This window comes from Limimaricola litoreus (assembly GCF_024159025.1).
GTDB classification, from domain to species: domain Bacteria; phylum Pseudomonadota; class Alphaproteobacteria; order Rhodobacterales; family Rhodobacteraceae; genus Limimaricola; species Limimaricola litoreus.
Genome location: NZ_JAMYXC010000104.1, coordinates 1 through 3,727 on the forward strand (window position 1 = coordinate 1; position 3,727 = coordinate 3,727).

General features: G+C 71.0%; 5 protein-coding genes. 2 read left to right on the forward strand and 3 right to left on the reverse strand.

The window, feature by feature from the left end; translation table 11 throughout:
* On the forward strand, positions 1-420 hold a 420-nt coding region (locus NHG85_RS06945; protein ID WP_253331041.1), incomplete at its 5' end, for a helix-turn-helix domain-containing protein.
* On the opposite strand, the gene NHG85_RS06950 is transcribed toward NHG85_RS06945, so the two are convergent.
* Positions 417-1,052 carry a DUF1523 family protein gene (locus NHG85_RS06950; protein ID WP_253331043.1) on the reverse strand — a complete coding sequence of 212 codons (636 nt, stop codon included), beginning with the start codon at positions 1,050-1,052 and terminating at the stop codon, positions 417-419. The two genes, NHG85_RS06945 and NHG85_RS06950, sit on opposite strands and share 4 nt — an antisense overlap.
* Before the next feature lie 116 nt (positions 1,053-1,168).
* Complete coding sequence (locus tag NHG85_RS06955) at positions 1,169-2,011, reverse strand: L,D-transpeptidase (RefSeq protein WP_253331045.1); 843 nt, start codon at positions 2,009-2,011, stop codon at positions 1,169-1,171.
* A gap of 219 nt (positions 2,012-2,230) precedes the next feature.
* On the opposite strand from NHG85_RS06955, the gene NHG85_RS06960 reads away from it, so the two are divergent.
* Positions 2,231-3,211 carry a P1 family peptidase gene (locus NHG85_RS06960; protein WP_253331047.1) on the forward strand — a complete coding sequence of 327 codons (981 nt, stop codon included), beginning with the start codon at positions 2,231-2,233 and terminating at the stop codon, positions 3,209-3,211.
* A 105-nt stretch (positions 3,212-3,316) separates the two neighbouring features.
* On the opposite strand, the gene NHG85_RS06965 is transcribed toward NHG85_RS06960, so the two are convergent.
* On the reverse strand, positions 3,317-3,727 hold a 411-nt coding region (locus NHG85_RS06965; RefSeq protein WP_370362989.1), incomplete at its 5' end, for an alpha/beta hydrolase.

The window sequence follows — 3,727 nt, forward strand, 5'->3', positions numbered from 1 at the left end:
GATGCGATGGGGGCCGAGGCCTTCCTGCTGCCGCTTCTATGCGCGCTGACGGACGAGGCCGCGCCGCTGCCCGCCGATGCGCCCGACTGGCTCGCGCGGGCCTGCGCCGCCTCGCGCGCGCCCGACGTGTTCCACGACGGCGCCTCGGGCTTTGCGCGCGTCGCGGGCAAGGCGCATCCGCATGTCAGCCGCTCGATGCGGCGCTTTCTCGACATGTCGCCTTCGGACTGGATCAACGCGCAGCGCATGGATTACGCCGCCCGCAGGCTGATCGGCAGCGCCGACAGCCTGTCGGAGATCGCGGCCGAATGCGGCGTGCCGAACCTGTCGCATTTCCACAAGCTGTTCCGCGAGGCCCATGGCGAGACGCCGCAGCGGTTTCGCCGCGCGCGCCAGCGCGACGTGGTGCAGCCCGGCTAGCGCGGATCCTTGCGCTCGGCCCGCGCCGCGCGGCGGGCGCGGATCGTCTCACCCCAGCTCGCCACGCGCCGGTCGCCCCGGTCGAGCCAAGGCGAGACATGACGCCGCGACCAGCGCCGCAGCCGCACGCCCACGCCCCAGACCAGCGCCGCGAGAAGCACCAGCACCACAATGTTGAACCACGGGATCAGCCGCACCTCGGGGCCTGCCACCGGCTTGACCGACAGGGCGTTGGGATAGACCGAGAGCCAAGGCAGCCGCCAGCCATAGTAGCGCATCGCCACCCATTGCGGCGCCGCGGCCGAGGAGACGAGGCTGCGCGCCTCGGCCTGCAGATTGGCGCTGTCGAACTTGAAATAGGGCGGCCAGCCGCCGCCCGTATCCTCGTTGCGAAACACCATGACGCCGCCATCGGCGCGCACCGTGTCGATGAAACGCACGTCGCGCTCCACGAGGCCGGTGGCGGCGTTGTTCTCGGAGGCCGCCCAGAATACCGAATCAGGGTCGATCCGCTCGAGCTTGATCTCGACGCCGGTGATCCGGACGATCTCGCGGCGCGGCAGGTTGTAGTGCAAGAGCGCGGCGAGCAGCGCCAGCACCACGCCCCAGAAGATCCATGAAATCCAGCGCATCGCGTCACTCCTCTCGCGGCATTCTCAGCCGCGCGCCCAGCCGGATCGGCTCGGGCTACGTCTCAAACGGCCGCCCCCCGGCACGGGATGATCCGCGCCGAAGGCCCGAGCCCGCTTCAGTAGCCGAAGCTCTCGATGCTCGTGGCCTCGCCGAACTGCGGCGGGCCGCTCGCCTCGGCGGCGGCATAGAGCTCTTCGGGCGGCACGTAGGTCGGCGGCAGCTCGCGGCCCCGGTTGGCCACGGCCTCGCCTTCGATCGCGACCGAATCCGCATAATCGCGGATCACCACCCGCGTGCCGAGCGGCACCTTCGGGAAGAGGAAGATGGCGTCGTGGTTGAACATGCGGATGCAGCCCGCAGAGCCCGAATTGCCGATCGAGGCGAGATCATTGGTGCCGTGGATGCGGTAATAGGTGTCGCGGTTGCCCTGGTAGAGGTAGAGCGCCCGCGCGCCCAGGGGATTGGCCAGGCCGCCGGGCACGCCGCCCGCGTATTCGCCGTAGATCTCAGGCTCGCGCCGGATCATGTTCTGCGTCGGCGTCCAGCTCGGCCATTTTTCCTTGCGCTTGATCGTGGTGTCGTAGGACATCGACAGCCCCTGGCGGCCGACGCCGACCGGAAAGCGCCACGCCATGCCACCCGGCTCGATCCAGTAGAGCAGCTTGGCGTGCAGGTCGGCCTCGATCGTGCCCGCGGATTCGTAGCCCCCATAGGGCACGTAGGCGCGGCGGTTCAGACCGGTGAGGTATTTCGGCGGCACCGGTGGCAGGCGGTAGCCCGCATCCTCGATCAGCCCGTAGCCATCGACGATCTGGCTCATCGGCACGCCGCCGATCTCGCGCTCCGCGGCAGGAGCGGCGGAGGACGGGATACGGGCGGCGCAGGCGGGAAGGACGGACAGCGCGGCCGCGCCGGTCAGCAATCGACGGCGCGTGAGCGCGGAAGGAATGGACGACATCTATGACAGCCTTTGACGCGGAGGTTCGGCGCAACCTATCATCACGAGACGGAACCGCAATGACGGCGACCCGGCAACTCGCGGCGTGGCATCCATGCCTCGGATCTGCGGAGGATCGGCAATTATACGCGACGCTTCAATCCCTTGGTCCGATGGCACGAAATCGCGCCGCAGCCGGGTCGTAACGCGCCCCTGTCAATTCTGCTTGAGATCCGCGGCATGAGACCCGGGCCGCGGGATGCGATCACCGACATCGCCGGGCTCGTCGTCGGTCAGGCGCAGGACGCCGCGCTGCGCTCGGGCGTCACCGTTCTGACGGGAGAGGCCCCCTTCACGGCCTCCGTCGATGTCATGGGCGGCGCGCCGGGCAGTCGCGAGACCGACCTGCTCGCACCCGACAGGCTGGTGCCCGGTGTCGATGCGCTGGTGCTCGCGGGCGGCTCGGCCTTCGGGCTCGACGCGGCCTCGGGCGTGGCCGAGGCGCTGCGGAGCGCGGGGCGCGGCTTCGAGGCGGCGGGGCAAAGGGTGCCGATCGTGCCCGCGGCGATCCTGTTCGACCTGGGCAATGGCGGCGACAAGGCCTGGCGCACCAACCCCTATGCCGCGCTAGGCCGGGCCGCCCTCGACGCGGCGGGGGGGGAGGTGGCGCAGGGCAGCCACGGCGCAGGCTACGGCGCGACCACCGCCACGCTCAGGGGCGGCATCGGCACCGCCTCGCTGGTGCTGGAGAGCGGGCACCGCGTCGGCGCGCTGGTGGCAGTGAACGCGGTCGGTTCGGCCACGGTCGGCGAAGGGCCGCAGTTCTGGGCCGCGCCATGGGAGATCGGGGCCGAATTCGGCGGGCTCGGCCCCGCCATGCCGCCCCCCGGCCCGCCGCCCACCAAGCTCGCAGCCCCCGGCGCGGCCACGACCATTGCCATCGTTGCCACGGATGCCGCGCTCGACAAGGCGGGCTGCCGCCGCATGGCGGTCGCGGCGCAGGACGGCATCGCGCGGGCGCTGGTCCCGGCGCATACCCCCTTCGACGGCGACCTTGTCTTTGCCGCCTCGACCGGCGCGCGCCCGCTCGGTGGCCCCGCCGAGGCGCTCTGGCTCGGCCATGCCGCCTCCGTCTGCCTTGCCCGCGCCATCGCGCGCGCGGTGTATCACGCGGCGCCGGACGGACCGCTGCCAAGCTGGCAGGAACGGTTCGGGCGCTGATCCCTTTCATCTTTCTTCAAATACGCAAATCCCGACATTGAACCGGAGCGCCCGGTGGCAGGCCGGGCGATGCGTATTTTCGGAAAGATGAACCAGGGGCCGCGCTCAGCCTAGCAGCGCCCCGGTCAGCGGACTGTCGGGCTCGGCCAGCTCCTCGATCACGTCGAAATGGTGCCGCCCCGGCGCCTGAACCAGATCGCAGCCGCGCTTCGCGGCGAGCCCGCGCGCCTGCTCGATGAAGGCGGGCCGCTCCGCTGCGCCGACCCAGACCGTCATCGGCAGGTCGACCTGATCGCACAGCACCGGGCTCTCGGCCTCGGCCTCCTCCCGATCCAGCCGCAGATCATCGTTCATCGTCGTCCCCATGAGCGGGCGCAGGTCCGACAATGGCGAGATTGGCACGATCCGCGCCACCCGGTCGCGCCAGGGCGGCGAGAGATCGGCGCAGGCCATGCGCGCCACCAGATGCCCGCCCGCCGAATGCCCCGCAAGGCGCAGCGGCCCCGGCACGGCCCG

Coding starts and splice junctions, on each gene's coding strand:
- NHG85_RS06960 (WP_253331047.1), top strand. CDS start 2,231: ATGAGACCCGGGCCGCGGGATGCGATCACCGACATCGCCGGGCTCGTC.
- NHG85_RS06950 (WP_253331043.1), bottom strand. CDS start 1,052: ATGCGCTGGATTTCATGGATCTTCTGGGGCGTGGTGCTGGCGCTGCTC.
- NHG85_RS06955 (WP_253331045.1), bottom strand. CDS start 2,011: ATGTCGTCCATTCCTTCCGCGCTCACGCGCCGTCGATTGCTGACCGGC.